Origin of the sequence: Bacillus sp. EKM206B (assembly GCF_011066015.1) — a bacterium.
GTDB lineage: Bacteria > Bacillota > Bacilli > Bacillales > Bacillaceae > Bacillus > Bacillus velezensis.
On sequence record NZ_JAAMNL010000016.1, the window covers coordinates 1 to 25,966 of the forward strand.

The window sequence follows — 25,966 nt, forward strand, 5'->3', positions numbered from 1 at the left end:
GGGAAGACAGGATTCGAACCTGCGACCCCATGGTCCCAAACCATGTGCTCTACCAAGCTGAGCTACTTCCCGATTTTTAAATATATTATGGCGCGCCCGAGAGGAGTCGAACCCCTAACCTTTTGATCCGTAGTCAAACGCTCTATCCAATTGAGCTACGGGCGCAATCAATTTCACAATATCCCGTTGGGAAAAATGGAGCGGAAGACGGGATTCGAACCCGCGACCCCCACCTTGGCAAGGTGATGTTCTACCACTGAACTACTTCCGCAAGTAAAAATGTAAAGCATGGCCAGAATACAGCCTCAGATAGCGGTAAACTGTATTATTATTTATTCAGTGAAAATCCAAATGGTATAACCAGCAGACCAATCTAAACATACTGCTCATTATGACAAAAGTAATTATATCAAGGTTTTGATAAAAGTCAATACCATTTAACAATTAATTATGTTAATCTCTTTGAATTGAAGCAAGACTAACTTCATCAGAAAGCGCGCTTTAACCACCTATACCTTAACTGCTGCAATCAGTAACAGTTTTTACTGATCCAGACAAAAAAATAACAGTTCCATAACATGCGGAAACTGCTTCAGATCAACGTATTTTAGATAAGCTTCCAAGCGGGCTCGAACCGCTGACCTCTTCCTTACCATGGAAGTGTTCAGTTAAAGTCTTAGAAATGTTTAGTCGGATAATCACTGTTATAACAAGGTTTTGATAAACGTTAAAATGATTTAGACCAATTTAAAAAGAAGGCGACTAATCGTATTTGCCACCTCTTTGCCACCCTAGCCACCACCTACATCCAGGTTTCGCCGCAATAAAAAAGAGCCCTTACTTATCCAGGGCTCTTCCTTATAATAATTTAATTGTCCGCGGTAATCCTTCTTGCCATGTTACGTAATTCTTTTCTCTTAACCTATCCAGCAGCCCCTTTACCGAACTGGTGGACCGCAAACCAAGTTCCTCCATTAACTCCCGATGTGTTGGGGCCACTCCATACTGATTTAAGAAATTCGATATCGCGTTTAAAGCATCTTCTTGCCTTTTTGTAAGATTACGCATGATTGCTGATTCCCCTTCTATAATTAGAGGGGGCCACAGCGAGAATATTATCCATCCTGAAAGTTTTTGTCTGTCTACTTTTAAAACAGAACGCACGAATGTATTGATTCTTGATTTGATGTACTATGATTGCTCTCTTCGATATTGTCCCATCATTCTTTATGTAGATCATGTCCAGCGTTGATTTTTCATTTAATGAGCGGTTTAACAATGAATGCAAGCTGCGCCCCCTCCTTCTTTACTATTATTTTATACGAACCTTTGTTCTACATCAAGTTGAAAAGGGAATGTTTGTTCTGGTATTATTTACTCGAGGAGGTATTTCGAATGAATGATTTCGAGCGGAAAGTGTACCGGATAATCTTTAACATGACCCAATTCGGGAAAGATCCCTCCTTGGATGAGTTGAAGAGGAAAACCGGTAAAGATGAACAGACTATACGTAAAGCGGTCAAGAACCTTATGCGGCAGCGGATGTTGAAATGGGATAAGCACAAGCACCGGTGGAGATTTTAAAAAGAAAAACCCCAACCTTTAAAGGCGGGGATCTGAATTGGGAGTACAATTAAATATTTATAGCTTTTTCGGCGATATAAAAAGTTCCAGAATCACTCATTTCAGCAGTATAAACATTTGCCACACTTAATAATCCAGTGAAAAGAATACCGATTAAAGCGGAGCTGATTATAAGTTTCTTCATTATATAGCCTCCGTAACCTTAAGTATTTGTGTTTGGGCATGTATGGTTTTCTTTAAGAAGTTTCTTCCCTCTACATAGTTTCTCTTCTCAAAATGAAAGTCACCTAATTTTTCGGTTAGCTCTGCGAAATCAGACCAAAGGCGTTTCTCTTCTAAGTAGCCTAAGCTTTGATTCACTTCTGTTTCATTATATTCTTCGTATAATGAATTAATGATTTTTAATTTAGCCAAATATTCTTCTTCATTAGAAGTCCGAGCACGATTTAAAGCCGTTTCATAAAAGAAACGCGCTTCCTTGGCTTTATCACATTGGTACAAGACATTTGCCATCATATATAATGATCTCACACCATACACTGTATCAATATGTTCTTTCACGTCTATTGCCTTTTTGAAATTCTCTTCAGCAGCAATTAAATTTTTCCCTCTTAAATAAACTAAGCCTAAGTTATGAAAGATCACTCCGACAATTCTTTTCACTTTTACCTCATCCAACCCACGGGCGATACTTAATGCTTCCCGATAATATGATTCTGCCTCCGTTAGCCTGTACATATCGTACATGTTAGCACCAACCATCATATTACAGCCAATCACTTTCACTTTGTATAATTGATTTTTTTCAAACAATTGCTTGGCTTTTTTCAAATGATTGAGGGAAACAAAGTGCTGATCAATTTGGTAATAGGCATCAGCTATTTTGTAATGAAATTCAGCTTGCTCCATTTCATCTGATACAGCATTCAACTCTCTCTCTGCTTTGCGATAATAGCCTATCGCTTCAACATACTCTTTATGATCAAATTCATACATTCCACGAAAAAATAATGAGTAATACTTCAAGAGGCCTGTAAGTCTTTTTTGCGGCTTTTCTATTTTTTCAAGTAGTTCGTCGACTGTGGGGCGATCTCGATATCTGTTTTCCGGCTCCAAGGAATCTAACATCAATTGGTGACGAAAGCACATCAATGAATAAAAAACAAGCAAATCCTGATCCTCTTCCATCTCCTCTATCTCCTGTTCTACTTCAGCCTTTAAAATCTCAGCATCAGGCACACTGAACTGGCGAATCATTTTGTACCATTCATTGATCTTGACACCAACCTGGGACGACGGCAAAACTTGATCCATATATACCTCTCCCTCTAATCACTATTTTTGTAATATTATAACTATTTGAACATAAAGTGAAAACGAAAAAAACCCGCAATCATTTTGCGGCCTTACTGTATGTATCTATTTAGACTCAATTCTAAAGAATCATTTAAGTTTAAAAAAACATGTTATTGATCATGTTCCTTTTCAACACGGTAAAATTTAGTCAACAATTTCATTAAGAAAGGATGCTGGACAAAAAGAGACACGGAATATTTAGTAAGAGGCGAAATACCGAGCGAGTATTTCAAATTGCAATCAAAGGAGTGAAGATAAGTGTTCCTTTACTATAAAGAAGAGAAGCTGGGCGAAATTCACGACGTCAGCGGAGAAGGCATGTGGATGTACGGAATACTCAGTCCATATGAAAACATCGAGGTTTTTAGAGGCCTTTTTAATGACCTCATTGACGAAGATGGTGATTTCGATGAAACGAAATACGATGAAGATTGGCTAAAGGACGAAAACTGGTTTGTTTCGGATAACGGGAATAAAAGAGGCATCATTGTTCCTGCTGTTTATCCTGATGGGGCTATAAACTGGAGATGGACATAAAAAAAGGGCCACTGTTAGGGCCCCTTTTTTTAGTGAAATTATTTGCTTTTAATTTGGCTCGTACATGCCAGCTAGCCGCAGGCGGCTACCCATTGACTTTGGATCGTTTTTTCAACAAAAACTGCCATTGAGCCACCTCTTACTTACTCTATAGAAATGTTATCTTAGAATGAGGTTCCAGCCCCAGGCAACACTTTGTATTTACTGAAATCCAATGAGTATGCAGTGCCCGTCAAGGTTGCATAACCTCCATTGTTCTTGTTCATGTGTACAGCTCCACTAACACTTGATCCCAAGCCTCCCATACCACCAACCAGTGCATCTCTTTTAAAGCCGGAATAATATCTTAATTTTACTTTTCCTTCAAAGTGGTACGGCCATAATGTGTTCGGTCTAACAGTCCAGTAGATAGTTCTTCCGTAATTGCCTGCGGTTACAACTGCTCTTCCTCCAGGACCAACAACTTTTGGTTCAATATCAGAAGTTTCTTCAGCTATAACACTGTTCGGATCTTCAGTAATGATATTAGAAATTACAGGATCATTTCCAAAATCTCTTACTGTAATCTCATCATCTTGATAAACAATTTCACCGAGGTTAGATAAATCATCTAAATTCTGAGGTTTTTCGTTGGCGAAAGCAGGAACGGCTAAAAACAAAGAGAAAAACACAGCAAATGACATTACAAATATTTTTTTCATAATTTTCAAATCCTCTCCTATTTTATTTGCACTTGGATAATGGTACCATAAAAGCAAAATAAAGGGGTGATTTTTTGACAGAAGATAATGGGAATTTAGACATTTTCAAACAATATGTGAAGGGGTTTTGTAAAATTAACGACATTTCTCCCCGGAAACCGAGGTTTGAAACCATCGAAAATATTGTAGTTATTAGTATTAAGAACCATTTAAAAGACGGAGTAGATTTAGATTGTTTTAAAATTTTAAACCTGATATACCAAATAGTCGGGAAAGCAGGAATAAAGTTTAACCAACAATTACTCCTCTATCCAGATTCGGATAGAGTGGCTAGAGTAACTGTCTCTTTTAATAAAGGGGATTATAATGCATTAAATATAAAAATGAAAGATGGAAACATAGATGATTGAATTTAAGACCCTCTCTACGAGAAGGGCCTTCTTTTATTACTTCAAAAGAGCTTCGAGCTTCGCTTTTGTTTTCGGTCCATAAATGCCATCAGCAGACAGGCCATACATGGACTGGAACCGTTTGACTGCATTTGCTGTCTTCGGACCGTAATAGCCATCTATTCCGTTATTCTTTGCCCCTTTGTCTGGGTAGTAATAGAGAGCCGCCAGTGCCGATTGAATTTGTTTTACGGCCGTCCCCTTAGTTAAGGGGCTTGTCACTTTAAAAATGCCTGACGGCAGCGTGTAGGATGATTTCTTTTTACCTGATGAAGAGCTAGCCGAGCCAGTCAGTTTTAATACTTGGCCGACTTTGATAAAATTCGGGTCCTTGATACCATTCAAGCTTTGTAGAGTTGCCATGCTTACGCCATTTTTCTGTGCAATGACAGAAAGGGCATCGCCTTTCTTGACGGTGTACGTCGCCCCACCGGTCTTGACTTCTGTTTTCGCAGGTGAAGATGGGGCGCCGCTGATGCCGGCTTTAAAAGAGTCCCACCGATCAAGTAGCTTGCGCGGACAATACTTGCCGGACCAGTGTTGGTGAGGAACAACATTTGCAAGGGAAATCCCCTGCTCCTTCATGAGCTTTTTGATCAGCCATTGAGCATTCGCCACAGCTTTCTCAAAATCCCCATCTCTATTTTCGCAAATTTCAATGCCGATAGATTTCCGGTTGCCGGTTCCGCGGTTTCCGTCTCCCGCGTGCCATCCGTTTTCATTCAATGGCAGATGTTGATATATCTCTTTCTCGTCCACTGTAAAATGCCAACTGGTTGGCGTTTCCGGGTTTTTCTCATAACGGGCGTGCATGGCTGCGTTTGCCCCTTTTGCTGTGTTCGCCGTATTATGAACTGTGATGTATACAGGGTTCATTGCATATCCCGGTCTGTTGTGGTGCCCTACTGGAATAAAATCTTGAATGACTTTTATCATTTTGATCATCTCCTTATATTTGATAATGAAAGAAGGCTGCCAAGCGGCAGCCTCACTTTGTTAGATTGTGCTGTTTCAAAATAGCGTTTTGCTTATGGCCTTTCTCAGTCAAATAGTTGTTTTTGAACCAGGCTGCGGCAGTTGTACCGATTGAAAAGAGTACAGAGCCGGCAGTGTAAAGAGCGTCAGCAAGCTGATTCACCTGACCCTCCGTAATATCCAGAGGCGATTTGCCAAACATCAGCATAGTCTGGTTGATAAGCGCAATTAAAAGAAGCACCGTCCGAATGACCGTGCCTTTGTCGTAGTTTTTCATTTTGTATGTTCCTCCTTATTTTTGCAAAACAGTATAAAAAATAGCGATTGCGCCGCCAATAATGCCAGTGCATACCGCTGTAATGATAGCGCCAGTGATTGTGCGCTTGATCCAAGTTGTGTTCTCTTCGATCTTGTTGAGTTTTTCGTTTAATGTCATGATCTGCTGGTCTTGCCTATCGGAAACGCGTTCAAGAACATTTACGCGCTGTTCGATTGCTTTCTGACCTGTCTTCATTTCCATTATCTCTTTTTGTAATACATGCACATCTGGTACCTCCGTCACTTCTGACATTAGTACGCCCCCCTTTTATTACATCGTTTTCACCTCCTGTATGAGGCAATTAAAAAGGACAGCCGCTATTTTATGAGACGGCTGTCCCTTTTACGGAAAAGTTCCCATTATTTAAAGCGGTAATCTCCATCACGATCTCTTTGAATCCTGTAATATCAAAAGTCCAAGCTTCTGACTTCCCGACTGTGCTTATAGCCAGGGTGCCGTCGTCAACTTTTTGGCCACGCAGCGGGCGTTTTGTTCCTGAAAGAGATTTCCCCCAGAACTTCAATTCACTTGTATCAGCCGTGCCATAGACTTCAATCAATAATGTTTTAAAGGAACCGACTTTCAAAATATTCCCCTCACCTGGGGTCTCCACTTTGTCATGAAAAACGATATCGGCTGTTTTAGCCTGTACACTTTCAAAATCAGCCGGATTAATCGCGATTCCTTGGGTTTCTACCTTTAAGCGGCCGTCTTTGGTTACATTGCTTGATGTAAATTCAAGCGGGAGCGGTTTATCAGATTTAATTGAGACTGAATCCCGAATCTTCACATCTCCCTGGCCTGCCCCGAGCGACTGATACAGTAAAAATTCTGATTGTTGCAGGTTACCATTCGCATATCTGAAGCGGTAGTATCTCTGTGATAAATCGACCCAATCAGTCTCTGATAGAGTATTGGCTTTCACTTCTAATGATGTGATGGTGGACCATGAAACATTATCGTTACTTTGCTCGATAAATAAAGTCCCTTCACGATCTGAATATGCAGCGCCTTTGATTTTAGAAATTAAGATCGGTCCCAATCTATCCTGGCCGTATTGGCTATAAGAATCTGTGGCCTTTAACGTTGCATTAGTCAGAAGTTCTGCTGTTCCTGAAATATCTGCAACTGGCTCAACAAAGTCGCTTTTCCCTTCTCTAAATGGTTTTACTGCGCCCGGCTTTCCCGCGGCATCCGTTGGAAAGGTAAATCCTAAAGATGACATAATTGTCCTCCTTCATAAAAGTTTTTATTTATTTGAGCAGATTTTTTTCAAACTTATGACACCGTCTCACCCCCTTCAAGGCAAAATAAAAAAGCCTATAAGGCTTTACCAGTGATCTCTATATACTGTTGCGGGGTAACGAGCTTCTTTTCAACGCCCTGCTGTAAATCAGCTGCAGAACAATCGTCGTAATACATTGCCTTTTTCACCATCTCCGGAGTGGCCCATTTATAATATAGTGCCAATACCCAATAATTCATTTTGATTCATCCCTCTCTTCCCATGACATAACGGCAAGCTTTAGTTCCGACAGCTGCTGTCCAAGTGTTTGATTTAATTCTTCAAGCTGTTTACGGGCCAGTTTTTCTTCCGAAAGCTTCTGTGCCAGTAATTGAATTTGATCAGGCGGTTCAAATGGCGGATTTTGCTTTAATTCGTCCCACCAAGCTTGTAAATCCGCTTCTGTAGGGATAGGAGCCCGGATATTCCATCGTGCAATGTAAGAGGGGGTACCATCGCCATTATTCTGAATGATAAAATCTTTAGTCGGATCGGCATCGGGATATTTATAAAGGATTGCTTCACCTATATTCATTTTTTACCTCCTCACACATTGGGATAATTTAATCCTCCAACTTCTTGAATATCAAAGAAGTTGTAAACATCATTCTTATCAGTAATGCCTCTCTTGACGGTTTCATCTCCGCCATAATTACAGTAGCAGAAGATTTCCACATAATCGCCCTTGTTCATCGGTATAGTGGCTGTTCCGTTTAATCCTAAATTCATTTCTTTGCCGTTATCAAAATATCCTCTATAGTGGTCAAGGGTTTTATACTCTTTTCCGTTCAGATACACCTTCAAATGAAAGTTAATATACATAGCGTAGTTGATCATATAAAGCCCAACATTTACTAAGTACATTCCATCATTCGGCGCGACAAATCTATTATTTTTAATATCAAAAGCATCATGACTGTCTTTTATTTTTCGATTAAAAGCTATCTTGGTGTGATCAATCTGCTTTAAATATTGAACATCGGATACTCCCACACTTGCATGAGCAAAACCTGATATCTTTTCCCATTTTGTCCAGCCTGTACTATCCCACCAATGGCGAATCCATGTCCCGATATTCTTCCTCTTTGTTCCATCGCCATTACCATAGAAATACTGAGCAAAGCGCCATTTATTTAAATTTTCATTTTTAATTAAGCCATAGCCAAGAGGGTAGCCTGTGTCGTTGCCCTCATAGATACCCATAAAGGTTATTCCTTCAGGGTAATCAGTGCCTGGTGTTCTTGCATCGACGATCGCTCTTTCATCTCCATCACGAATGCAAATTAGGTTCTCGTTTTTGAAATTGGAATCCACATAATTGATAGCATCAGTCAATGCCTGCTTAGCTTTTTCTTTTGCTCCTTCAGGGGTTTCTTTGTTGTTCCAGTTTTCCCGCTCTTCTTTATTGATATGAAGTTCAGCATCATTCACATGAATATCAAAGTCTCGTTTCGGAGCCTGCTGCACGTTGTCCACGTTCCCGAGTCCGACTTGTCCCTTTGTCGTTTTATGCGGGTTATTCATGTCGTTTTTATGAGATGCAAGGTCCGTATGGGCGTCTTTTATTCCTTTTTCCCAGCGGTTAACATCACCTTCGTTAATCGGGTCGTCTGGAAGCCAATTTGTTTTTGCTTCATAAGCCATTGTTATACCACCTCAAAAGTAAACCTAAAATCTAACGTTCTGTTATCACTGACATTTAAATCAGTCTTTCGTTCAGTAATCACATTTCCCAAGTCATCAATGATCTGCACTGATTCAATGTGCTTGATATCCTCTTCACGATGTGTGAGCACCATAACCACCGCGCCACTGATCGAAAGCTCCACGATTTCAGTCTCTTTTCCATTCAGCAGCACTTTGCTGATTCGATCTTTTAAATCGGCGGCAGTACGCTCTCTATATGCTTCTGAAATCATGTCAAGATCACCTCATTGTTATTAAGAGTTACGGAATAACCTACCCGAAGCTCACTCACTTTACGGTATCTCCTGTGATTCAATATGACTGTATCCTTTATTTGCAGAATCTCATTAAAGGCCGGCCTGAGTGTGTAAGCCAAATGTGCCGGTTTCATGTTCTCTAACGTCTCAATAAGCTCAGTCATGTGCTGCAGGTCATCTATATCAATATCAACGTTAAAGTGATACTCTCCAGGAATCAAACGGACGCAGGCAGACGGATTTTTCAAGAACCTGTTAAGCGCCCGCTCAATGGCCAGATATGTTGCCGGAGGAATATTGGACATTTTGGAAATCAGGCGCAGCCGGCGAATCTCATACGTATCACCCGACTCGCGCGGCACGTTTAATATCTTTTCCCAGCGTTCGAGCCCCCAGGTAGCTGTTGTAACAAACAGCTGATCTGTCAGATCAAAGATGCCATCATTTTGCTTCTCAAATTCCGGTGCTTCCGTCTGAAGGATTTGAGTCATTTCTTTCAACTTTGTTAAGAAGGGCGGCAGGTAAGCCGTCATCTCATCGAGTTTGCTCAACGATCTTCACCTGCCTGAGCTTAGGGATTTCAATGTCATCCAGGACCAAATTTTCAGCCAGTCCATTAATTTTAATATCAGAGTAATCGCTCACGGATGGCGAATTATACACGATGTTGTTAATTTGAGAGAGCCGGATCACATTATCTTCAAAAGCCATCTTTTTGAAAAGATTCAGGACTCCCGCTTCTATTTCGTCTTTAACTTGGTCAATCGAGCTATTGATTTCAGGCAGCACAGAGGCGGATATCTCAATCTCTTTCCATTCTGCACTTTCTACTGTTACAAACGCACCGATCGGCGCCTGGCCTTCTCCTTGTCCGGGCTCCGGATCAATATAATCACCGACCTTTGTTATCAGAATATCTGAAGCCGGCTCCAGCTTAGAATCCGTCACCACAATTTTGACAGTGCCGTCTCCCTTCCAAAGCGGGAAGACCTTCGCTTTACCCACTCCGTCCACTTCTTCCGCCCACTGCTTATAATGCTCTTTATTAGCACTTACGGCTTCTCGGCGCACGCGGGTAAAATAGCGTTCTCTCAAATTATTGTCGTCTTCCTCTTCGCGGCCAGGAATCAGGATCTCTTTCACTATCGCCTTTTGAAGTCCGGGTATCGTATCGAGCGACAAAAGATTTTGTCCGGAGATATTTGCATTACCAGCTTCACCGGCCGTTTCACATTCTAATGTTCCATCAGCTGTATATTGAAAATAGAGATTATCAACAAAGAAGCGGGAACCCGCAGGAATTTTCACCCCTGATGTGAATTCGCCCGCCCTTACAGCTTTTGTGGCTGCCGTTCTTTCAATCCCCGCTTCAGCAGCCCGCCTGTCCAGAAATTCGCCCTGAGCCGTATCGGAAAACACGAGCTCCAGCACGGTATCAAGCCAAATATAAGACTTTGCAAGCTCAGCGGCCGCAGGCGCGAGCGCATTGTAAATGACGCTCCCTTCTCTTGTATCAATATCCGCAGAGATACGGGACAGCATACGATCCATAATCTCCTCAAACGTTTGATCTTCAAACATCCTCGCCAAGCACCTCCTCGATCTCCAACGTGCCCTCGTCTGTCTCTACGATAAAAGAAACTATGAACCTATCACCTGATTTATCAATCTCAAAATCAGTGACAGAAGAAATTCGATCATCATAAATTAAAGCTTCTTCGATCAGCCTCGGGATCTCCATTTTTTTATATGCGTCTGTTGTCTCGTTATCAGAAAGAACCTCTTGAAGCTCATTACCAATGTCATGACTGAAAACAGAATAGGAATACCGCTCTGTATGCAGGGCCATATAAACAAATTGTTTAATTGCCTCAAGTCCTGCGATCAGCTCGTTAGTAATTCTCCCATTTTCAAAGTCAATTCTATATGTGCGCGATGTCTCTATTGCTTCGCTGTCATCTTCAAAATCATCAAATTCTATTTCTGGTGAAAGGGCCAACCCACGCACCCCCCTATATTTTGTCGAGAATAAAAAATGATTGTCCGCCTTTTAAGGAGACAACCATTACATTCTCACCAGTTTTAAGCTCATCTTCTCCCCCGGTGCGCAGGCGTTTAGGGATAATAATTAAGTCAGAAGGAATGATCAATTTTTCGTTTTCATTGAGCTTGATTTCAACAGGGGAAACAGAAACGACTTCAGCCGGCAGCATATCCACCGGCGACTCAGAACCAACAGCACCGATAGCCAGATGTTTAATTGCTTCACTTAACCTCATGATGAAGCCCCGTCCGGGATTGTGTTTTTCTCAACCACATCAATTGTCATCGTGTGGGAGCTGCCTTTAAATTCGTGCTTGTCAGAATCAATCCAATATGTTTTCTTTACCCCCACTTCCGGAATAGAAATATACACCGGAAGCCCGCTCTGCAAGTCAGGGATACCAATAGCTTGAATACTCTTTAATTCCTTTTTCACACCTTTTTTCTGTGATTGGAGTACGTTTGCTCGCTGCTGAAGCTGCGCCTGATTAATATTATCCGAGACAGTTTCCACATACTGCAGAACCCCGTATTTATTAATTCCTGAACTATCGCGCGTAGTGGCAGTATACGTTTTATTGTCTTTCTGACGGCGGAGTTTGACCTTCGTTGCTGTTTCATTTATTGAGGTGCTGTACTGGTATCCTGTGATGTTTACGCCTGTCTCTAACACCCAAACTTCTGACGGGTCAGGCCAAGCCCTGAGACAAAGCTTCCCCTTCGAGGCATATAACTGATAATTATGACCGGTCTGTTTTTTTGTTTGCTTCAATGCCTTTAATATCATGTCATAAAGGCTGGTATCGTCTTTAAAAACCAATGATTTAATAGTATATGCTGTTTTGGCGATGGACCCAGTGGGTATTTGAAAATCTCGGGCCAGCCGTTTTACTATTTGATCAGCACGCTGATTTGAGAAGACGTAAACATCTTTGTTCTTCACCAGATATTGAAGCATGTCATAGGCCGTAAAAGTCAATTTTTGATCATCAGGATTGCGGGAAAACACAATGCCGCGGAATAATTCCTTACCTTTCCACTTGAATAGAACGGTATCGCCTTCAGTTACGCTGTAATAAGAGTGATTTCCTTGCTTTGTTATGATCGTGGCCGTGATTGAACGCGGCGCTTGATATCGCTGTCCTTCAAGAGAGACTGTCTCTGTTACCAGCTCAAGCCATTCTGTTTCTTTAATGACAAAAAGCTCAATCATGTGTCATCACCTGCTATTGCGGAATCTTTAATTTTTGCCCGGGGAATATCCAGTGGCCCGGCTGCCTGATATTTCTTCTGCTGCGTTTAATCATTGCCGTTTTATTGGCATTCCATATTTTCCGCCATTGCATGCTGTTCCCATAGAATTTGCCCGCCAGATCCCAAAGAGTATCCCCCTTTTTCACGGTATATGTTTTGGGGGCAGATTTTGACGGACGTTTTTTCTTTGTTTTCTTCTTTTGTTTTATCTTCCGGGGTGAAGCGGTCCTGTATTCCTTCAGTTTAATTTCAAAATCTCGATCCCCTATGTCCTTTTGTCCCTCACTGTGCGAAAATGCCTCAATGCTGCAGGTTAAGTTTATTTTAGTTCCGGTAATCAAAAACTGAACAGGCTTTTTCGATTTCAACCATTTGTCTATTCTTGCAATTGCGTTTTCTGGGGAAGGAAACCCTTTATATTCGGAGAGCGGACTGTGCTTTTTTGGAAAAAAGGAAGAGAACGAAATTTCTTTCGCTCCCGGATTATCTATAAAGGTAATCTCACCGAAGCGGGCCACCTTTACAGAGTCATTTTGAATCGTATCAGATATGTCGATCTGTTCCGGAAGGACGGGCAGCCGCAGCCTATCCTTACCCTGTGATATCCAAAACTCATAAACAGACTTAGTCAAAAGCTACGACTCCTTTCGTTCCGATATTGATATCCTTCTCTAATTCATCTATCAGAGCTTGTTTGATTTTGGCCACGAGGCTATCGGCGTCTTGATTGTTATAAAAATGCTGATCGCCGTTAAGTTGAATTACAATTTCTTTGCTGCCGGAAGCGGCAACCGCTGTCTGCGTGCCGCCCGAGGTGGCCGCAGATACTTTCCCGGAAGAGAGTTCAGTTGTTCCCGTCTGCGCAGGATCAGTTACCTCCATTCCAAGCGCTCGAGCGGCACGACCAAGCAAATAACGGCCGCGGATGCCCCGCTCTTCAGGAATGATCCACTCCCGTTTATTCCCTTCACCAACACGGGCGATCTGCTCCTTAGTGATCAAACCACCATTGGCATAACCGACGTATGGGCCGCCGCGCGCCAGGCTCTTAATCCCGGGCACATTGTTTATCGATCCGTATCTGCTTTTAATATAGCCGATAGCGGCAGCAGCGTTGTGAATTGGGTTGCTGATATCATTCATTCCCGGCGCCTTATGAGATTCAAAGGTGCTTGGGATCGTCTGCATTAACCCTTGTGACGGGTGGCCGGCTTTGGCATTGCTGTCCCATAAGTTAATGGAATTAGGGTTGCCGCCTGATTCATTCTGTGCAATTGTCATCAAGCCCGGAAGCCAGCTGAATGGAGTTTTAGTTGCGATCATTGCAGACATTAGCCATTCCTTCACGTTGCCGCTGACTGCGCCCATTCCGGAATAGGCAGCCGCAAGTGAACCCGCTTGTTTTTCGGCAAACTTTTTCACATCGACAGAGCCGAGACCTTTAACAACCCCTACTGATGCAAAGCGGCCAAGACTCATCATGACACGGGAAGGCGAATGGATATCAAGCTCCTCACGGAATGCTTTTTCTACTTTTTTAGCAAGTTCCTTCGCAGCTTCAGATACTTCGCTGCCTTTGGATGCCATCCCAGTAATAAAGTTGCCGATCATCCCGCTCCCCCATCCATTGGAGGACTCTTTAGAACGGAGGAAAGGCTTTTCTATACGAGAGCTGACATACTGCGCAGTGCCAGGATCCGTACTGTTCTGGCCGGAAGCGAATCCCTTCACCGTGCCGCTTCCCCATGCCCCTGATTTGTTAACAGTATTTTGGAAAGGGGTTTTGACTTTGGTTTGCAGAAATCCATCCGTACCTGTCGCAGTGCTGTTCTGGCCACTGGCAAACCCATTGACAACCTGTTTCCCATAATTCGGCGAGTAGGAAATTAAGCTGTTCATAGGCTGACCAACGTTTTTCTGTTTCCAAGCATCCATAGACACAACATTGTCGCTTATACCTTGATCAAAGCCTTGTGAGAACTGTTGACCAAATGTAGCTGCCTGGTCATTCAGGCTGGACGTGTCTACTGTTGGAGAGACAGAAGCGGAAACTGCCGCACCACTGGATAATGGAGAAACAGAAGATTCACCACCGCCGCTTGAAGCTGCAGCCATATCGTCCACAACACTCATGCCGAGCTTAGAAGCCGCCTGTGAAAGGAGCATCTTACCGCGACCACGATTATTATCGACGGGGATAACAAACTCCTTACCGGCTTCACCGATCCATGAAATAGTAGGCTTTGTGATGAAGCCGCCTGTGGCATTCTTTTGCAGTACGCTTTTTTGTTTTGGCGGAAAAACACTATTTGCAGGCTGTTGTTGCGTACGAGCTAAGCCAATTCCTGTTCCTGCCGCATTGTTGTTTGTTGAAGTTTTCCCCTTTTGGTGCAGTCCAGTGACTTGTTCACCACGATGTATAATGGAACCGATAAACTCCCCGCCGGCGTCGGCTAACTCTTTAAGTTTAATGACCCACCAAAACGTTTTCTCAAACTTCTTTTTAATTCCGTCGGCCACTTTCCCCAGGGGATCACCGACATTTGTTTTGAACCAAGCCTCAATTCCTCCCCAAGCGCCGGTAACTGCGTTTTTGGCATCCTCAAACTTTTTCGTGATTGATTTTTTAGCATTTTCCACTTTTGTGACAATGGGGTCCCACACATTTTCAGTGAACCAAGTGGAAACTGCACTCCACTTATCAGAAATCCACGTCCATGCATCATTTAGTTTGGTCCAGATCCACTTTGCTGCCGTTGTCACCGCATCACTTACCGGATTCCAGACGTTATCCATAAACCAAGTTGAGACAGTAGACCATAAGTCTGAAATAAAAGTCCACGCATCGTTAAGCTTCGTCCAAATCCAGTTTGCTACGTCACTAACTGCTGTACTAATTGGATTCCAAACGTTGTCATAGAACCAGGTCGCCACTTGGAGCCACTTTAATTGAATCCAGATTCGCGCATAATCAATATGCGCTTGTATCCAACCGGCCACAGTCGCAACAGCATCACTGATTGGATTCCAAACGTTATCCATAAACCAGGATGAAACAGTAGACCAAGTATCGGAAATCCACTTCCACGCATCAGTGATCTTTGTCCAGATCCATTTTGCTACGCTGGCTACCGCCTTACTCATTGGATTCCAAACATTTTCCATGAACCAAGTTGAGACGATAGACCATATCTTCTTAATGCCATCCCAAGCGAAAGCAAAAATGCCGACTACGAAATTGATAATCGGGACAGCTGTATTGTAGATGGGCGTCCACACATTCTTATCAAACCAATTTGATACTGTATTCCAGGTATCAGTAACCCACTTTTTTCCGTCTTCAAATTTCTTTTTTATGTCTTCAAGGGTATCACCGACCCAGTCACCAATTGGGTCCCAGACGTTGTCCGTAAACCAAGATGATAGATCGTCCCAGGTGTCGGTGATCCAGTCTAAGGCGTCCTGCCCTTTTTCGGATACCCAGGCAAAGGCATCTCCACCGCCAGTCTTGATGCTATCCCATGTCTTTGACATGCCGCCCTTATCAAACCACTGCCCCACTGACGAACCTACATCTGATCCCGCAATGCCGCCAACAGCACTGCCGACTAAACCACCGACAGCTGTTCCCACAACCGGAACGACAGAGCCTATTGCCGCGCCGGTTGCCCCACCAGCAGCCGCGCCTGCCATGTTGCCCCCGAAAGAGCCGAGCTTTTCACCGGCATTATCTTTATTCATACCGATAAGCCCCGTTGCCGCCAACGCTGTACCAAGTACCGGGATTCCTTTCGCAAACTTTCCAACTCCGGATAGCGGTTTAAGGATTTTCCCCATTTTGGACGAAGCCTGGCCGGCAGACCGGAGTTCTGTTCTTGTGGTTGAAATTCCATCCCTACCGGCAGCGGAGCCCGCCCCTGTACGCCCCCGTTCTCTTCCTAAGCGATCAGCAGGCACGCTGATTGTCCCACGAGCGGGATTCCTGCGGGCAGCGCCTCCTTGTCGGCCAGATGATCTGCCTTTTCCCCGGCCTTCCCCGCCGAAACCGCCAGCACAACAGCAGCCTGTCAGACTGCCGCTTCTTGCTATACTCGTTGGGCTTGCTCTGCCGGCCCTTCCGTTTCTTCTACCGCTTCTCGTATTGGGATCTGCGGATGCTGAACCCGTTCGTGAAGGAATCAGTTTTTTTATGACGCGGGCAGCATCGCCGCCGGCTGTGCCTATTCCTTTCAGGATCGGACGGAGAATCTTCAGATAAGCTATTAAACCGATCAGAGGCGGGACCACAACCTTAAATCCTGTTTTCAGTTCATCCCAGTGATTAACCGTAAATTCGATAGCCTTATTCAGCTTGTCACCGACAGCTTCTCCAAGATCGGTTATGTCGTTCTTAATCTCTTTCAGCTTTTCTTTGCCTTCTTTACTGTTCAGGAAGTCACTAATCTTATCAAAAGCAGGGCCAAGACCGGTTAACAATGAGGTTCCCATATCCTTTGATATACTCTCAAAATCCCTAATAGCATCATTTACAGGCGTCATCGGATTGTTATTCCGAAGCTGAGTAAAGCTGCGGTTTAGCTCGCCGGTTGTTTTCGCACTTGTGCCGATCCCCTCAGCCATATCAAGGATTGGCTGCTTTAAGTCCTCGTACTGCGTCCCGATAAGCTCAGTTGCAATGGCAGCACGCTTGGTCTTGTCTTTGACCTTGGATAGCGCATCAGCCACTTTAAAGAGGCTTTCCTGTCCACTGATAGAACCGTCTTTGAAGCCTTTGAACATTTTTTGCGTTTCTTTGCCGCCAAATAATTGTTCAAACGCGGCGACTTGGTTATCTGACATCTCCGTGCGACGGATGTTAAATTCACGCATACTGTCGGCAAGGTTGTCGAAGTTCCGGGCGCCGCCCTTGGTCCCTTTTATCATGGCGTTTGCGATTTGACCGCCCGTAAGCTTCATGTCTTTGAAAGTGGAACTGTATTCATTCATTGTGTCCAGCAAATCGTCAGCCTGGTCACCAGCATTCCGGTAAATGTAAGCTATGGTGTCCCCGCTCTCTTTACCAGTCATTTTCAAGTTGTTATACATAGCACTGAACGCCCGGTCTACTTCAGCTTGGTCAGCATTCATCAATTGAGCGATTTTGCTTGAAGACTCGGTGAGTTCCGCCAGCGCCCGGCCGGATGCCCCCGTCAGTTGCGAGAGTCCCTTTAATGCTGAGCTTACTTCCTCCCGGGATCCACCGACTTTGTTTTTGTAGAAAATGTCGTCAGTCATCCGTCCTGCATCTTTTTTGCTCACGTTTGAGGTTGCTGAGACATAGGCGTCCTGAGCCATTGCATTTTTTCCGGAGTTCATAATTGCGCCGCCTGATAATCCACCCGCTGCCGCTAATGTAATCGTGACAGTCTTTAAGCTGTCCAACCTCTTCTCGATAGCATCGAGAGCAGCGGAAGCTTTGTCTTTAATAGACACAGTCGGCGTTGCCTCAGATCCATCTAAATCTGAAACGCGATGTCGGAGAGAATTTAAATCCCCAGATGCGCGGTCTCTTACGGAGACAGTCGGCGTTGCGTCTGATCGTTGTAAATCAGACAGACTTCCCCTGATTAAACGCAGGCGCGGGGTCGCCCGGTCATCCACCGATACCCTGACCTCATGTTCCCCTTCTGTGATGTCCTCAGTCTGCCGCCTGATGCGAGTTAACCCTCCTGAAGCTTGATCATCGAGACGGACATCAAGAGAGCGGGGGCGCCGCGTCAATTGGGTAGCTGAGCGGTCTATCCTCCGTATGGTCCGTTGTGTCCGGTCATCAGCTTCAAAAACAAGAGGGCCATTAGCGGCCCTCTGAAGTCTTTCAGCATTTCCTTGTATTTTGCGGAGCTTTTTGGTCATCTTATCGTGTAGATCAAATGTGGCTGTTAGTTTCGCCATGGTTATTTTCCTCCTTTCTCTGCTTCTTTTTCTAACAGCTACCTATGATTTTTTCGCTTCTTTTTCAAGCAAATCAAGTTTATAAGCAATGGCGCCGTACAGCAGCGCCTTGTATTCACGCGGAGCCTCATAAAGCTCCCTTAATTCAGACGGGGAATATTTCAGCTCGTGCATAGCGAAATAGAAATACACAGCCTCTTTATCCCCGCCCCGTATTAGTTTTTTGCTTCTTCTTCAAGGTCTTCCAGATCATCTTCAAAACCGTTGATCTCAATTGCCTTGTTCAGCCAGTTAGCATATTCCCCGCCGACAGATAGGATGCGCTTTGCCACTTCCACTGGATCTTCTGTCTTGTAAGCTTCGCGCAGCTCTTTTGATTTAAAGTTCGGGTAAACAGTCGATTCCACAGCAATTCGTGCATAGAAGCGCTGGCTGTCCAGTTCTTTCACACGGCCGCGGCCTTTGACATTTTTGTATGTTGTGTTTTCTTTCTCCAGCTCTTCGATGCGCTCAGTCGTAATTGCTTTGAAAACGAACGGAATCACGTTCCCCGCTTTGTCTTTAAACCGCTTTGAGATCAGCACTTCTACCTCTTCCGCTTCAATTGTTTGTCCTGGCATAAAGAATGAAAGATCATATACTTTTTCGTTTTGTTTTTCGCTCATGTTAATTACTCCTTTGGATATTAGATTTAGTTGACTCTTGCCAACAAAAAAAGACAACCACAATTTGGTTGTCTTAGTGTATAATTATTCCTGTACATTTTGTCCGGCTAGCTCAAAGGTGGTCTGCTGGCTAAATCCCCTGAAAGGGGGTGACGCCTATGTCAACATTTCAAGCACTCACTTTAATGCTTGGGTTCGGGATGTTTATCCTCGCATTGTTGACGTATATAGACAAAAAGAAATAGACCACCCTTTGAGCCTCAGAAACTTCTAGGGTAGGTCCATATCTAAAAAGGTACACCTATAGCCAGCGCTCCAATGAGGAGCCAGCATTTGTACAGGCCGGAGTGTTGGCGCACTCCGGTATTTTTTATTTTATGCATTTCTTGTTTAAGAAATACACGGAAAACCAAGAAAGACGAAATGCATTACATCGGTAGTCATGAATACCTGACTGCCAGTAGTAATGATACTACTTGTAGTACCGATACTATCAATACTATTTGTTAACTTGTTAACATCAATATTAATATTAACAATCGGAGTTATCAAGTGGTAATGTATTAGATTTTATTAGATTTTATTAGGTTTTTGTTTATTTTTGCCTCGTATTGAATCACCCCAATGAAATGCATTACACGTTTTTCTTAGAATGTATCCTTCAGCTTTTCAGGAAGATCAAAGTCTTCAAAGGTGAACGGCACTTCCTCTTCCAACGCTTCGGAATCCACATCCAGCCCCGCGATCTTCGCAGAATCAAAGTTCACATCATAGATAGTAACCCGCTCAGTCCCGCGGCCAGATGATTTATCATCAAGCACCGCTTGCAAAGTGAAATACGGATCTTCACCTTTTTTCACATAGTTCAGCATCAGCTGCACAAAGCGGGATGTGACTTTATAAAATGTCGCTGTTCCCGTTCCATTCGCGCCAGTTGTTTTATGGCCGGTCATACGGCGGCCCATGATGTTTACTTCTGATTTATTTTTTTCTACGTTTGCTTCAAAGGTTTTAATATGCGCCATCTCTTCTCCATCGAGAAATAAACGGCCTTCTTTTCCTGAAATTGTGTTTTGCGCTTTTAATGCCACCTTACTTCACCTCCACGTTAAAGTAGAATTTTTCTGCTGCATCAACAGGCTGCACGGCCAAATCAATGATAAAGCCGTCTCGATCTTCATTCAGAACAATCGCGATATCAGACTCAGAGTCAAACCCCGTAATGCCGCCCCCATCTTGAAGGATTCCCATGTATTGAGTGATCAGGGTTTTCACGAACTGTAGGCCGTCATCCGAAGCCGGGACATCGCTACCGCTCGCTTTTCTGGACTTAATTAATGCTTTCAGCTGAGATGTCAGATCGTTATTAATTGCATCAAGGACCCGAACAATTTTGTTCTTCTGGAACACCTTGTTTTTCTCAGCCGTTAAGCTGGTCAGGGAGTTAATATCCTTTTCAACAGCCACCGCCTTATCGCGGGGATCGAAAGTGAACAAAAATTCACCTTTAGCGAGTCGTTCAACAATTTCATCATTATCAATGCGGTTTAAAACGTCCACAGCCCCTTCATATTCAACAAACGTAAGGGATTGGTTAAAGGTAGCCCCCGCGCTGGCCCCGGCCACCCAGGCAGTAGCTTTTTCAGGCGTAATCTCAGTACCGTCTTCCAGCAGGACCCCGCCTGTCACATTGATAATGCCTTCATGATCCCCTTTATAATTCGAAAGGACGCCTTGAATCTTCTGACCTTGGTTATCTCTTAACCGCTTCACGAATGCCACGAACGTGGCTTTAAGCTGTTCATTGTCTTCTACTGGCAGAGCAATGGTGTCGAAGTATTCAGTTTCAGCTGCATCTAAGAAATCCATATAGTCGGCGTTCGTCGGGACCTTATCTGTGCCGCCAGAAAGACGGGTGCCGGCGGATGCCGGTAAGTCTCCGCTTGCATCGGCAGGTGACGTACCGGTAAGCGGGATGGATACGGTCAAATCTCCTTTTCCAGTAAAGGATACATAGCTGTTTGCCTTCAATTCCTCCGCAGCCGCCACGGTCTGCTTATCAACTTCTGACTCATCGAGATACGTAATGACATCAACCTTTTTTGAATCAATGACATTCTCGGTGATCCGGATAATGATGTCATTCCCTTTAGTCCCGCCATAAAGAGCGGTGGCCTTAACGCCTTCGCTAATTTCTGCAGAAGCACGAAGACCCTCAGTCAACCGATAAAGCAAGACTGTTTTTGCCTTCTTCATTGCTTCACGCAGCAGAAGTAGCGAAGGATTATCAATATTTAATCCGATCTTCTTATTCAAATCCTCAATGGAAGAGATAGAAATGAATTTTTTCAGTTCTCCCCAACTGGAAGCGATCGGGAGCGCCACGGTTCCCCTTTCACCGACAGACACACGATCCTCGGCGGTCGTTTTAAAATTAAAGTAGATACCCGCACGCTCTTTTTCCTTGCCTGGTGTAAATGTTCCGCCGTTCATCTATTTAACCTCCTTTTGAAGAAACTGAGTTATGAGCTTCTTCGCTTCTGTTTTTGTAATTCTTTCTTTGTCTACATGAAAAAGAGCACCGTCAAATACTTCGGGCTTTACCCCAAAGAGTTCACGACTGTGCTCTCTCAAGTCCCTGATATAGAAAGCAGTTTCTGCTTTTTCTAACTTAGTGGCCATCATTTCACCCCGCTTGTAAAATCAAAATTATTCAGAGCTGGCTTTTCTTCTCTCTCATACCAATAGCGGCCTGTCCAATTCAGGACAATACTTGCATAATCATCCGTCACCCGGGTTTCAATTCGTGACAGACGGATAAAATCACCCGTACCTTCACCAGATTCCTTTAGGAGCGGGATTAGCCCCCTCTTACTTCTAAGGACATCCGCTATCCTTTCCGCTTCTGTATGAGCCCTCTGTGCGTTTTTATGAAACAGCTTCACGTTTAGCACATAGACTTTCTGAAATGTTGAAACTGTGTCTGGACCGTCGGCGGTAGAAGCCGGCGGGAAGTAAAGAGATGGGACCGCGAAGTCTTGCGGTATCTCTTCCTCATATACCTGGACAGGATACAAATTGTATAGATAGCCCATGATTGAGCCAACTTCACTATTCATCTGCTGCCACCGCCTAAAATTTATTTTCAATCCATTGCTGGAGCTTCCGCTCAAGGCTGCGCTCAAACATCATTTCAAAGATGGCCATTGCATTATCCCAATACCCCGAACCGTCAACCCATTTGAACTTCAGCAGCATTCCGGAGTTTTTTTCAGCAGGATCATATTCAAAGCGGTCACCTTTCCATCGGCCCGGCACCCAGCGACGGTCCTGATTCTTGGACGGATCAATGGTGAAATGCCCGTCATTGACGTAAGATGCATAATCCAGATTCGTTCCAACATCCAGCTTTAATTTACCGGCTGTCATAGAAAAGATGTTCTCCTGATCGCCCTTATGAAATGAGTTAAGCAGGCGGCGCGTGTCTACCGTCTGAGTCTGGATCACTTCATCCTGGACAATATCAAGGAATTGATACCCCATTCCTTCAAGCCAAATCTCATATTCTTGCCGCAGCCCCCCGTGGGATGCCTGGTGTAGCGCTTGAACGAATTGATCGAGCCCCTTAATTCTCATAGGTAATTAACCTCCCTGACTGCTGTCACTTCCCAATGGTGATTTTTAATCAAACGCGGTTGCTGCAGTTTGTAGGCAGTGCCTTCCCATTTCACTCTGTCATTGATCCGAATATCTGCAGAAGCAGGAAAATGAATCATAAATGACTGATAGATGGCCGCGTTCGGCTCCTGCTGAACAATTGACTGGCTCTTCTCAGTAAAATAGCAGGGCTGCCTCTTTATATCAGGCTCATCGGGATAAGTGTAAGTCGGCGGTGCATCGTGAACAGGCACGCCGTATCTCTTTTCTTGGCCTTCGTGTTTCTCCTGCAGATGATAAACATCGCACCGGTGAGTCAATAAGGAGCGGTAACTCATATAGACCTCATCCGCATTTTTACTTCTGTGCCTTCAAGATCTGAATCAGCCGGCACCACGTAATCCTTAATCAGTGAATAGATATTGGGTTTTTGAATGGTGCTTCCATTGCCGAGAGTATACGAATAATCGCCTATCTTCTCGGACGTATATCCTTTTGTGATTGACTCATCAGAATTGATCAGTGCATAAAACTGCGCCATCTTTAAAACGGCAAGCCTGACCCTTTCAGGAAGAGGATCATAATCCTCTCCTGAAAAATCATGGCCAACTTCTAACGAAATTTCAGCAACGGCTTCTATGATGTCCTGGGTAAGCAGCACGTCCGGCCGATCTTTGACTGAATCAAAAACCGAGTAAGCCTTCAAGTCAGCAGGGGTAATTAACATGCCGCTCACTCTTCTTTTCCTTGTTGTTCAAGGATGAAGGCAATTCTTTCATCTGCATTCTTGAAGTCAGACGGATTGCCGCCAAGATCAGTAACAATGGCTTCTTGTTCAGTTTTATTCATGCCCTTCAAATCTGTTTCTGTGTACTTCTTCTTTGTTGCCGTGTCATCATCGCTTTTAGGTTTTTCCGTTTCCTTCGGCTCTTCTTTAATTAAATGACACTCAAACTGCTCATTATTCTTCAAATAAGAATAGACGGGCTTCTCCACTTCACGCTTTTGATTAAGCAGGAAGACATACCCCATAACATCGTATGTCTGACCTGCTATCAACTTCGCTGTATATGTGTCGGCCATATTTTATTCACCTACTCTTTCACTTTGATGATTTTAGCCACAGCGTCTTCTTCTTCGAATTTACTGTCCAGCTTAGCCGTCAGGACGATCAAGAACATACGGCGGCGGATATCCTTATCTACTTCAATACGAATGTTGCGCGAGAAGCCGAGAATGATATTTTTCGGGTGAGTCAGGATAATATCAGACACATCTGACGCGCTATCCCCTTCACCTGTGGTGTACGGCTGTAGGTTGGCAATGCCTTTGACCGGAACACCAAACGCTGAAGAAAGTCCGCCCTGTACAGCAGTGTCTCCTAAAGAAGTCTGGCGGTCAGCCACTCGGTCTTTCCATTCAACTTCCATTCCAGGGGACGTATAAAAACGGTACTCCTGTGGAATCCGGAGATATTTTGAAGGAACTGCTTTATATCCACGCTTGAAGACCTGGCGAGTCAGCTCTTCGCCCGCTACATCCACGATATGAGATGTGGCTTGCTTTCGAATCCCGTCTATTTGCGCAAGATAAGGATCTGAAGATTCCGTATCACCGTTTACTAACAGCTCTTCAATATCAACGGCCGCACGTTCAGCGAGCATCTGCATAATTGTATTTTGCAGTCCCTCTTTTTCAATGTTGTTTTCAAGCGTGTCGTAGGTGATATTTACTTCTGCAATGACTTCTTTTGTGCTCAAGTTGACAGTGCTTGTTGACGGAACAACCTTTTGATCTTTTGTCAGCGAAACACCTTCCTGGGCAGCTCTGAGAATCCGCTGCCCAAACCCGATCTTCTCAATTTTTTGCGTATCGTGATCCATAGGAATGACACGCGCCTCATTTAAGATAGTCGGCGCATCTTGAACCATTCGAATAAAAGCATTTGCCTGTGTTGGGTTCATCATGCCGCCGCTCTTTAAGCTGGCAAGCGTCATCTCTGCCTTTTCAATTACCTCGTGATTTCTCATGTGATCCTCCTTGTGTTTGCCGCTGCTACTTAAAGAAGCCCGGCCCAGATTGATTTTTTAACATCTGCGGTTTCCTGCGTGGTCTCTTCTTGTTTTGAAACGCCGCGGCTTTTTTCAATGGCATCAATACGATCAGCGAGCGGTTGAACAGCGTCTGTGATGGCTTTTTTCAACTTTTCAGCCTCTTTTTCAGCCTCTTCTTCCTCAGATGCTTTTTCCTCGTCTTTCTTCTTTTTAGGATCTTCCTCTTTTTCCAATTCCGTGAGCCGCTTCTGAATTGGCTCTAACGCTGCTTCGATGGATTTTGCTACGTCCTCTGCGTTCATTTCTTCTTCCTCTCCTTCCGTCTCCACCTGACTCAGCAAGTTGCCGAGAGCGGTATGAGCGCTTTTAATTTCTTGTAAGCTTGAAGCCGAGAATTTCCGGCCGGCCTTTTGCAGCTCTGCCGGTTTCGGCCCGATCGCTTTTAGAATGTCATCGGAAATCAATACATCCTGAGCGATATCCACGAAGTCTTGCAGAGCTTCTTTGATTTTTGCAGGATCATTTTCCATCTCTCCGGGATAGTCCCATTTGAATAAAGCTGAGTTTAACGCATCTTGTGCGGCCCAAAACTCACGGCGTTGGCGCCCCTCGTCATATTTGTCCCGAACCGCGCCCTTGGCCACATTGGCATTAAAAAAGTTTTTGACCAAATTAAAAAGCCCTTTCTCGTTGTTGTCCTCTGGAGAAACAGGCTTTTCTTTTTGTTTTGCGATATCCGCGATGCCGGCCATTGAATAACCGGTAATCTCGCCCTTTTTGATTTCATCCCAAACTGCCTCGGAAGCCTTTGTCACAAGCACCCATGATCCTTTTTTGATGGTTTCGCCATTCATTTCAAAATCAGCAGGAGCGACATAAGATTCTACCACTTCACCGACGCCGCCCTGAAAGTCATGCTGCTTGTCAATTTCACGAGCATCTTTCAGGAAGCCGTGAGCGGCCTTCTCAATTTCTGCAGCTGTCATGAAATCCCCATGAGCATCCACTGTGTCCGGTTCATAAACGATACCGTAAACGAGTTTTTGCTCGTTTGCTTCTTTCGCAAGGACCTTGACTTCCTTTTGAAAGTCCGGCTGTTTTTCTGATTTCATAAAAAAGAACTGCTTTTGATTAGCAGCCTTGTCTACATAAGAAACATGTGTGATTTTTGCGTTCACCAATTCTCTTGGCATTTTGTTCACCTCCTTTCAAG

35 protein-coding genes and 2 tRNA genes are annotated in these 25,966 nt (G+C 44.0%); 4 read left to right on the top strand and 33 right to left on the bottom strand.

Annotation, left to right across the window (positions count from 1 at the left end; all coding sequences use genetic code 11):
• Positions 1–88: 88 nt before the first annotated feature.
• The 3 genes from G9F50_RS18940 to G9F50_RS18950 form a co-directional block, all read right to left on the bottom strand.
• Positions 89–165 (bottom strand) — tRNA-Arg (locus tag G9F50_RS18940).
• A gap of 31 nt (positions 166–196) precedes the next feature.
• Positions 197–271 (bottom strand) — tRNA-Gly (locus G9F50_RS18945).
• A gap of 587 nt (positions 272–858) precedes the next feature.
• Positions 859–1,068, bottom strand: a complete 210-nt coding sequence (locus tag G9F50_RS18950; protein ID WP_021494575.1) for a LexA family protein — start codon at positions 1,066–1,068, stop codon at positions 859–861.
• A 327-nt stretch (positions 1,069–1,395) separates the two neighbouring features.
• On the opposite strand from G9F50_RS18950, the gene G9F50_RS20680 reads away from it, so the two are divergent.
• Complete coding sequence (locus tag G9F50_RS20680; protein WP_095061758.1) at positions 1,396–1,584, top strand: hypothetical protein; 189 nt, start codon at positions 1,396–1,398, stop codon at positions 1,582–1,584.
• A gap of 49 nt (positions 1,585–1,633) precedes the next feature.
• Here G9F50_RS20680 and G9F50_RS20685 read toward each other — a convergent pair whose 3' ends face one another.
• Both G9F50_RS20685 and G9F50_RS18955 read right to left on the bottom strand, forming a co-directional pair.
• Positions 1,634–1,768 carry a hypothetical protein gene (locus G9F50_RS20685; RefSeq protein ID WP_254926354.1) on the bottom strand — a complete coding sequence of 45 codons (135 nt, stop codon included), beginning with the start codon at positions 1,766–1,768 and terminating at the stop codon, positions 1,634–1,636.
• Positions 1,768–2,898, bottom strand: a complete 1,131-nt coding sequence (locus G9F50_RS18955) for a Rap family tetratricopeptide repeat protein (protein ID WP_104678987.1) — start codon at positions 2,896–2,898, stop codon at positions 1,768–1,770. Before G9F50_RS18955 ends, G9F50_RS20685 begins: the two co-directional genes overlap by 1 nt.
• A gap of 300 nt (positions 2,899–3,198) precedes the next feature.
• On the opposite strand from G9F50_RS18955, the gene G9F50_RS18960 reads away from it, so the two are divergent.
• On the top strand, positions 3,199–3,477 hold the full coding sequence (locus G9F50_RS18960) for a hypothetical protein (RefSeq protein ID WP_095061672.1): 279 nt from the start codon (positions 3,199–3,201) through the stop codon (positions 3,475–3,477).
• A 164-nt stretch (positions 3,478–3,641) separates the two neighbouring features.
• Here G9F50_RS18960 and G9F50_RS18965 read toward each other — a convergent pair whose 3' ends face one another.
• A complete protein-coding gene (locus G9F50_RS18965; protein WP_095061674.1) occupies positions 3,642–4,187 on the bottom strand; it encodes a hypothetical protein in 546 nt (181 codons plus the stop codon).
• A gap of 65 nt (positions 4,188–4,252) precedes the next feature.
• Here G9F50_RS18965 and G9F50_RS18970 point away from each other — a divergent pair, with 65 nt between their 5' ends.
• Positions 4,253–4,588, top strand: coding sequence for a hypothetical protein (locus G9F50_RS18970; protein ID WP_095061676.1), 336 nt, complete (start codon positions 4,253–4,255; stop codon positions 4,586–4,588).
• A gap of 36 nt (positions 4,589–4,624) precedes the next feature.
• On the opposite strand, the gene G9F50_RS18975 is transcribed toward G9F50_RS18970, so the two are convergent.
• From G9F50_RS18975 to G9F50_RS19055, 17 genes are all read right to left on the bottom strand, one after another.
• Positions 4,625–5,563 carry an N-acetylmuramoyl-L-alanine amidase gene (locus G9F50_RS18975; RefSeq protein ID WP_095061678.1) on the bottom strand — a complete coding sequence of 313 codons (939 nt, stop codon included), beginning with the start codon at positions 5,561–5,563 and terminating at the stop codon, positions 4,625–4,627.
• A gap of 52 nt (positions 5,564–5,615) precedes the next feature.
• The gene (locus G9F50_RS18980; protein ID WP_095061680.1) at positions 5,616–5,879 is read right to left on the bottom strand and encodes a phage holin; all 264 of its coding nucleotides are present in this window, start codon (positions 5,877–5,879) and stop codon (positions 5,616–5,618) included.
• A gap of 15 nt (positions 5,880–5,894) precedes the next feature.
• A complete protein-coding gene (locus G9F50_RS18985) occupies positions 5,895–6,173 on the bottom strand; it encodes a hemolysin XhlA family protein (protein WP_025284124.1) in 279 nt (92 codons plus the stop codon).
• A 70-nt stretch (positions 6,174–6,243) separates the two neighbouring features.
• A complete protein-coding gene (gene xepA, locus G9F50_RS18990) occupies positions 6,244–7,146 on the bottom strand; it encodes a phage-like element PBSX protein XepA (protein WP_025284123.1) in 903 nt (300 codons plus the stop codon).
• Between the two features lie 95 nt (positions 7,147–7,241).
• On the bottom strand, positions 7,242–7,406 hold the full coding sequence (locus G9F50_RS18995) for an XkdX family protein (RefSeq protein WP_025284122.1): 165 nt from the start codon (positions 7,404–7,406) through the stop codon (positions 7,242–7,244).
• Entirely contained in the window at positions 7,403–7,741 is a 339-nt protein-coding gene (locus G9F50_RS19000) for an XkdW family protein (RefSeq protein WP_095061682.1), read from the bottom strand. The genes G9F50_RS18995 and G9F50_RS19000 overlap by 4 nt, the downstream gene beginning before the upstream one ends.
• A gap of 11 nt (positions 7,742–7,752) precedes the next feature.
• A complete protein-coding gene (locus G9F50_RS19005; RefSeq protein ID WP_095061684.1) occupies positions 7,753–8,850 on the bottom strand; it encodes a hypothetical protein in 1,098 nt (365 codons plus the stop codon).
• Between the two features lie 2 nt (positions 8,851–8,852).
• The gene (locus G9F50_RS19010; RefSeq protein ID WP_088461980.1) at positions 8,853–9,125 is read right to left on the bottom strand and encodes a hypothetical protein; all 273 of its coding nucleotides are present in this window, start codon (positions 9,123–9,125) and stop codon (positions 8,853–8,855) included.
• Positions 9,122–9,700: a YmfQ family protein gene (locus G9F50_RS19015; protein ID WP_088461981.1), complete on the bottom strand. Its 579-nt coding sequence runs from the start codon at positions 9,698–9,700 to the stop codon at positions 9,122–9,124. The genes G9F50_RS19010 and G9F50_RS19015 overlap by 4 nt, the downstream gene beginning before the upstream one ends.
• A complete protein-coding gene (locus G9F50_RS19020; RefSeq protein ID WP_095061686.1) occupies positions 9,684–10,730 on the bottom strand; it encodes a baseplate J/gp47 family protein in 1,047 nt (348 codons plus the stop codon). The genes G9F50_RS19015 and G9F50_RS19020 overlap by 17 nt, the downstream gene beginning before the upstream one ends.
• Positions 10,723–11,148, bottom strand: a complete 426-nt coding sequence (locus tag G9F50_RS19025; RefSeq protein WP_069013437.1) for a DUF2634 domain-containing protein — start codon at positions 11,146–11,148, stop codon at positions 10,723–10,725. The genes G9F50_RS19020 and G9F50_RS19025 overlap by 8 nt, the downstream gene beginning before the upstream one ends.
• A 13-nt stretch (positions 11,149–11,161) precedes the next feature.
• Positions 11,162–11,428, bottom strand: coding sequence for a DUF2577 family protein (locus G9F50_RS19030; protein WP_095061688.1), 267 nt, complete (start codon positions 11,426–11,428; stop codon positions 11,162–11,164).
• Entirely contained in the window at positions 11,425–12,405 is a 981-nt protein-coding gene (locus tag G9F50_RS19035) for an XkdQ/YqbQ family protein (protein WP_095061690.1), read from the bottom strand. The genes G9F50_RS19030 and G9F50_RS19035 overlap by 4 nt, the downstream gene beginning before the upstream one ends.
• A 13-nt stretch (positions 12,406–12,418) precedes the next feature.
• Positions 12,419–13,078 (bottom strand): LysM peptidoglycan-binding domain-containing protein, encoded by a 660-nt coding sequence (locus G9F50_RS19040; RefSeq protein WP_025284113.1) that lies wholly within the window; start codon positions 13,076–13,078, stop codon positions 12,419–12,421.
• Complete coding sequence (locus G9F50_RS19045) at positions 13,071–18,377, bottom strand: phage tail tape measure protein (RefSeq protein ID WP_095061692.1); 5,307 nt, start codon at positions 18,375–18,377, stop codon at positions 13,071–13,073. Before G9F50_RS19045 ends, G9F50_RS19040 begins: the two co-directional genes overlap by 8 nt.
• A 42-nt stretch (positions 18,378–18,419) precedes the next feature.
• Entirely contained in the window at positions 18,420–18,551 is a 132-nt protein-coding gene (locus tag G9F50_RS19050; RefSeq protein WP_223198305.1) for a hypothetical protein, read from the bottom strand.
• Positions 18,552–18,592: 41 nt separating this feature from the next.
• A complete protein-coding gene (locus G9F50_RS19055; protein ID WP_095061694.1) occupies positions 18,593–19,042 on the bottom strand; it encodes a phage tail assembly chaperone in 450 nt (149 codons plus the stop codon).
• Between the two features lie 158 nt (positions 19,043–19,200).
• On the opposite strand from G9F50_RS19055, the gene G9F50_RS20850 reads away from it, so the two are divergent.
• On the top strand, positions 19,201–19,287 hold the full coding sequence (locus G9F50_RS20850; RefSeq protein ID WP_095061696.1) for a putative holin-like toxin: 87 nt from the start codon (positions 19,201–19,203) through the stop codon (positions 19,285–19,287).
• 402 nt (positions 19,288–19,689) lie between these two features.
• Here G9F50_RS20850 and G9F50_RS19065 read toward each other — a convergent pair whose 3' ends face one another.
• The 10 genes from G9F50_RS19065 to G9F50_RS19110 are packed head-to-tail and all read right to left on the bottom strand — an operon-like array spanning position 19,690 to position 25,946.
• Entirely contained in the window at positions 19,690–20,133 is a 444-nt protein-coding gene (locus tag G9F50_RS19065; RefSeq protein WP_095061698.1) for a phage tail tube protein, read from the bottom strand.
• A gap of 1 nt (position 20,134) precedes the next feature.
• On the bottom strand, positions 20,135–21,535 hold the full coding sequence (locus G9F50_RS19070; protein ID WP_088461987.1) for a phage tail sheath family protein: 1,401 nt from the start codon (positions 21,533–21,535) through the stop codon (positions 20,135–20,137).
• Positions 21,536–21,727: a YqzN/YkzM domain-containing protein gene (locus G9F50_RS19075; RefSeq protein ID WP_095061700.1), complete on the bottom strand. Its 192-nt coding sequence runs from the start codon at positions 21,725–21,727 to the stop codon at positions 21,536–21,538.
• Positions 21,724–22,161, bottom strand: coding sequence for a phage tail terminator family protein (locus G9F50_RS19080; protein ID WP_095061702.1), 438 nt, complete (start codon positions 22,159–22,161; stop codon positions 21,724–21,726). The genes G9F50_RS19075 and G9F50_RS19080 overlap by 4 nt, the downstream gene beginning before the upstream one ends.
• Before the next feature lie 13 nt (positions 22,162–22,174).
• Positions 22,175–22,678 (bottom strand): HK97 gp10 family phage protein, encoded by a 504-nt coding sequence (locus G9F50_RS19085; RefSeq protein WP_088461990.1) that lies wholly within the window; start codon positions 22,676–22,678, stop codon positions 22,175–22,177.
• A complete protein-coding gene (locus G9F50_RS19090) occupies positions 22,675–23,037 on the bottom strand; it encodes a DUF3599 family protein (protein WP_095061704.1) in 363 nt (120 codons plus the stop codon). Before G9F50_RS19090 ends, G9F50_RS19085 begins: the two co-directional genes overlap by 4 nt.
• Positions 23,034–23,426, bottom strand: coding sequence for a protein YqbG (gene yqbG / locus G9F50_RS19095; protein WP_095061731.1), 393 nt, complete (start codon positions 23,424–23,426; stop codon positions 23,034–23,036). The genes G9F50_RS19090 and yqbG overlap by 4 nt, the downstream gene beginning before the upstream one ends.
• Positions 23,427–23,431: 5 nt before the next feature.
• Entirely contained in the window at positions 23,432–23,782 is a 351-nt protein-coding gene (locus G9F50_RS19100) for a YqbF domain-containing protein (protein WP_053285396.1), read from the bottom strand.
• Between the two features lie 11 nt (positions 23,783–23,793).
• Positions 23,794–24,729 (bottom strand): phage major capsid protein, encoded by a 936-nt coding sequence (locus G9F50_RS19105; protein WP_088461992.1) that lies wholly within the window; start codon positions 24,727–24,729, stop codon positions 23,794–23,796.
• Positions 24,730–24,758: 29 nt separating this feature from the next.
• Entirely contained in the window at positions 24,759–25,946 is a 1,188-nt protein-coding gene (locus tag G9F50_RS19110) for an XkdF-like putative serine protease domain-containing protein (RefSeq protein ID WP_095061706.1), read from the bottom strand.
• Positions 25,947–25,966 lie beyond the last annotated feature (20 nt).

Coding starts and splice junctions, on each gene's coding strand:
- G9F50_RS18950 (WP_021494575.1), bottom strand. CDS start 1,068: ATGCGTAATCTTACAAAAAGGCAAGAAGATGCTTTAAACGCGATATCG.
- G9F50_RS20680 (WP_095061758.1), top strand. CDS start 1,396: ATGAATGATTTCGAGCGGAAAGTGTACCGGATAATCTTTAACATGACC.
- G9F50_RS20685 (WP_254926354.1), bottom strand. CDS start 1,768: ATGAAGAAACTTATAATCAGCTCCGCTTTAATCGGTATTCTTTTCACT.
- G9F50_RS18955 (WP_104678987.1), bottom strand. CDS start 2,898: ATGGATCAAGTTTTGCCGTCGTCCCAGGTTGGTGTCAAGATCAATGAA.
- G9F50_RS18975 (WP_095061678.1), bottom strand. CDS start 5,563: ATGATAAAAGTCATTCAAGATTTTATTCCAGTAGGGCACCACAACAGA.
- G9F50_RS18980 (WP_095061680.1), bottom strand. CDS start 5,879: ATGAAAAACTACGACAAAGGCACGGTCATTCGGACGGTGCTTCTTTTA.
- G9F50_RS18985 (WP_025284124.1), bottom strand. CDS start 6,173: ATGTCAGAAGTGACGGAGGTACCAGATGTGCATGTATTACAAAAAGAG.
- xepA (WP_025284123.1), bottom strand. CDS start 7,146: ATGTCATCTTTAGGATTTACCTTTCCAACGGATGCCGCGGGAAAGCCG.
- G9F50_RS18995 (WP_025284122.1), bottom strand. CDS start 7,406: ATGAATTATTGGGTATTGGCACTATATTATAAATGGGCCACTCCGGAG.
- G9F50_RS19000 (WP_095061682.1), bottom strand. CDS start 7,741: ATGAATATAGGTGAAGCAATCCTTTATAAATATCCCGATGCCGATCCG.
- G9F50_RS19005 (WP_095061684.1), bottom strand. CDS start 8,850: ATGGCTTATGAAGCAAAAACAAATTGGCTTCCAGACGACCCGATTAAC.
- G9F50_RS19010 (WP_088461980.1), bottom strand. CDS start 9,125: ATGATTTCAGAAGCATATAGAGAGCGTACTGCCGCCGATTTAAAAGAT.
- G9F50_RS19020 (WP_095061686.1), bottom strand. CDS start 10,730: ATGTTTGAAGATCAAACGTTTGAGGAGATTATGGATCGTATGCTGTCC.
- G9F50_RS19030 (WP_095061688.1), bottom strand. CDS start 11,428: ATGAGGTTAAGTGAAGCAATTAAACATCTGGCTATCGGTGCTGTTGGT.
- G9F50_RS19035 (WP_095061690.1), bottom strand. CDS start 12,405: ATGATTGAGCTTTTTGTCATTAAAGAAACAGAATGGCTTGAGCTGGTA.
- G9F50_RS19045 (WP_095061692.1), bottom strand. CDS start 18,377: ATGGCGAAACTAACAGCCACATTTGATCTACACGATAAGATGACCAAA.
- G9F50_RS19050 (WP_223198305.1), bottom strand. CDS start 18,551: ATGCACGAGCTGAAATATTCCCCGTCTGAATTAAGGGAGCTTTATGAG.
- G9F50_RS19055 (WP_095061694.1), bottom strand. CDS start 19,042: ATGAGCGAAAAACAAAACGAAAAAGTATATGATCTTTCATTCTTTATG.
- G9F50_RS20850 (WP_095061696.1), top strand. CDS start 19,201: ATGTCAACATTTCAAGCACTCACTTTAATGCTTGGGTTCGGGATGTTT.
- G9F50_RS19070 (WP_088461987.1), bottom strand. CDS start 21,535: ATGAACGGCGGAACATTTACACCAGGCAAGGAAAAAGAGCGTGCGGGT.
- G9F50_RS19075 (WP_095061700.1), bottom strand. CDS start 21,727: ATGATGGCCACTAAGTTAGAAAAAGCAGAAACTGCTTTCTATATCAGG.
- G9F50_RS19080 (WP_095061702.1), bottom strand. CDS start 22,161: ATGAATAGTGAAGTTGGCTCAATCATGGGCTATCTATACAATTTGTAT.
- G9F50_RS19085 (WP_088461990.1), bottom strand. CDS start 22,678: ATGAGAATTAAGGGGCTCGATCAATTCGTTCAAGCGCTACACCAGGCA.
- G9F50_RS19090 (WP_095061704.1), bottom strand. CDS start 23,037: ATGAGTTACCGCTCCTTATTGACTCACCGGTGCGATGTTTATCATCTG.
- yqbG (WP_095061731.1), bottom strand. CDS start 23,426: ATGTTAATTACCCCTGCTGACTTGAAGGCTTACTCGGTTTTTGATTCA.
- G9F50_RS19100 (WP_053285396.1), bottom strand. CDS start 23,782: ATGGCCGACACATATACAGCGAAGTTGATAGCAGGTCAGACATACGAT.
- G9F50_RS19105 (WP_088461992.1), bottom strand. CDS start 24,729: ATGAGAAATCACGAGGTAATTGAAAAGGCAGAGATGACGCTTGCCAGC.
- G9F50_RS19110 (WP_095061706.1), bottom strand. CDS start 25,946: ATGCCAAGAGAATTGGTGAACGCAAAAATCACACATGTTTCTTATGTA.